The following is a 2,007-nucleotide window of genomic DNA, read 5'->3' as shown; positions in this document are numbered from 1 at the left end:
GCGCAGGAGAGGCCTGATGCCACCCCGCCCCCGCCGCAACCGTCCCACCGGGCAACGCGAATTGAACGAGGCCGCCCAGCTGGCCGACCAACTGCAGACAGCCGGCTACACCAAGCGCGACATCGCCCGCATCATCAACCGTGACGCCTCTCTGGTCTCCCAGTTCTATACAAAGAACAAAGGCGCTGCCTTCGTCCCGGCCCTGCGTCAGGTCCTGGCCGCCGTCCAGACCGGCGGCATCACCGACCTCCCCGACCTCGCCTCCATCGCAAGCCGCCACATCACCCGCCGCACCACCACCTCCGGTGCCACAGCCCGGGTGCGCAGCAAAGCCGTCCTGATCACCCCCACCGGCTCCGGTACCGGCCGTGTCGGCGCCCAGGCGATCGCCTCCGGTTCCTCCCGACTGCGCCCCCTGATCGCCGAAGCCGCCCGCCACGGCCTGCGCCTGGCCTTCACTGTCCGCCTGGCCAAGACCGGCTACCTGCACCCCTCCGGCAGCCGTACCGACTCACCCGGCATCCGCCGTGACGTCATCCAGCGCGCCGATCACACCGAGGAGCGCTCCTACGGCTCCGCCCAGACCGGCGGCCATGACGCCGCCAGCTTTGCCCAACGCGTCGACGCCGCAGGCGGAGACGTCACCGCAGCCGTCCATCAATGGCTCGTGGAGACCGGCCGCATCCGCCCGGATGCGCACATCATCCACCTGGAGATCCGCACCTGGCGCCCGCGCTGATACCTCCGGAGCGCAATCGCTGAGATCGTAGGTGCCCACATCCCGCCGCTGCTGAGTGACTGCCCGCCTGCGACTTCCGCACCGCCAGCTCGACGGCACACGGAAATTTCGGGTCAGGGCCCAGCGCAATCCCTGTCACCCGACTGCTCGGCACTGTCTCAGCCGCTCACGGCGGTACGCCGGTTCGCACCCAGCGCCGTGACCTTCGGCGCCGGGGCCGTCGGATTGCGGGACGGAGGAGTGCGCTGGCCGGCCGGCGGATGCTCAGCCGGCCGCTGCCTCCGGCTGCGGCTCGTCCGCAGCGGGTTCCTGGTGGCCGCGGCGGTATAGAAAACGGACGAGCCCTGCTTGGTGCGGCGAGCATGGCCCTTGGCAACGAGTCCCTTGAGGCTGGTGCGCACGACGGTGTTCTTGATGTTGCGGTCGGGATGGTCCTGCCCCAGTGCGGAGGAGATTTCTGCGGCAGAGCGGGGCTCGTTCTGCTGCGCCAGGTGAGTGCGGATCAATTCGACGAGAGTCGGCGTCGCGGACGAGGGTTTGGCCGCGGTCTTCTTGGCGGCAGATTTCTTGGATGCGGAGCCGGATGTTCGTGCCGAATGGTGTCTCACTCTCTCCCGCCGGGCGCGGCGGCCGGCAGGGGGCATGGTCACTGCTGCGCAGCTGTGCGGCCCGCGTTGGCCGGAGACGGAAGGTGCCAGGAGACTTCGTCGGTCTCCCGGCAGTACCGCCAGGAAGTCAGCATGCGCGTAATGACCAGCCGGTCGAGGAGTTCCTCGGCCTGATGGGGTGAGTGACCGCACAGCCGGGCGAGCACTTCCATGTCGATACTGCCGGCCTCCCCCGACGTGCAAGAGGCCACGGCCAGTGCGGTCAGCTGCACGGACGGCGGCCACCCGGAAGGCAGAGCCACCGGGGCGGGACGCAGCGCCCACTGGGCGGCACGGGCCCGCACATGGCGCCCGGCTCCCTGGGCGAGGAGCGCGGCATCGAGCAGCTGGGCCTTCACGTGCGGATGCCTATTGGCCCTGCAGCGCAGCCAGCCGGCATGCTCCAGCTCCTGCCACAGTTCCCCGCGCCCGTACAGCCGCATGCCGCGCAACAGGCCGCCCGGTAGCCGGACATAAGCTCCGGCATCGGCACGCAGAGCGCACTGCAGGGCAAGCAGACGGGCGGCCGGGGAGGTGAAGCGGGGCAGCGCCGCCGCGAGATAGGTGAGCATCTCCCGCACCCGCAGGCGCTCACCCGGTCCATGAAGCGGCCTGGGCGCA

General features: G+C 70.1%; 2 protein-coding genes and 1 pseudogene. 1 reads left to right on the top strand and 2 read right to left on the bottom strand.

Going from position 1 to position 2,007, the window contains the following annotated elements; translation table 11 throughout:
- Positions 1 to 16: 16 nt before the first annotated feature.
- Complete coding sequence (locus U9R90_RS35820) at positions 17 to 739, top strand: helix-turn-helix domain containing protein (protein ID WP_411061649.1); 723 nt, start codon at positions 17 to 19, stop codon at positions 737 to 739.
- Positions 740 to 897: 158 nt separating this feature from the next.
- On the opposite strand, the gene U9R90_RS35815 is transcribed toward U9R90_RS35820, so the two are convergent.
- Together U9R90_RS35815 and U9R90_RS35810 are read right to left on the bottom strand one after the other, a co-directional pair.
- Entirely contained in the window at positions 898 to 1,245 is a 348-nt protein-coding gene (locus U9R90_RS35815; RefSeq protein ID WP_411061648.1) for a BlaI/MecI/CopY family transcriptional regulator, read from the bottom strand.
- Between the two features lie 140 nt (positions 1,246 to 1,385).
- Positions 1,386 to 2,007: pseudogene (locus U9R90_RS35810) on the bottom strand (hypothetical protein); the annotation flags it as partial.

The organism is Streptomyces sp. E11-3 (genome assembly GCF_046540415.1).
Lineage (GTDB): Bacteria > Actinomycetota > Actinomycetes > Streptomycetales > Streptomycetaceae > Streptomyces.
The sequence above is the reverse complement of the archived record's forward strand: the minus strand, read 5'-3'. Positions and strand labels throughout refer to the sequence as shown.

Bases quoted from the DNA above. Each gene is read 5' to 3' on its own strand.
- U9R90_RS35820 (WP_411061649.1), top strand. From the start codon at position 17: ATGCCACCCCGCCCCCGCCGCAACCGTCCCACCGGGCAACGCGAATTG.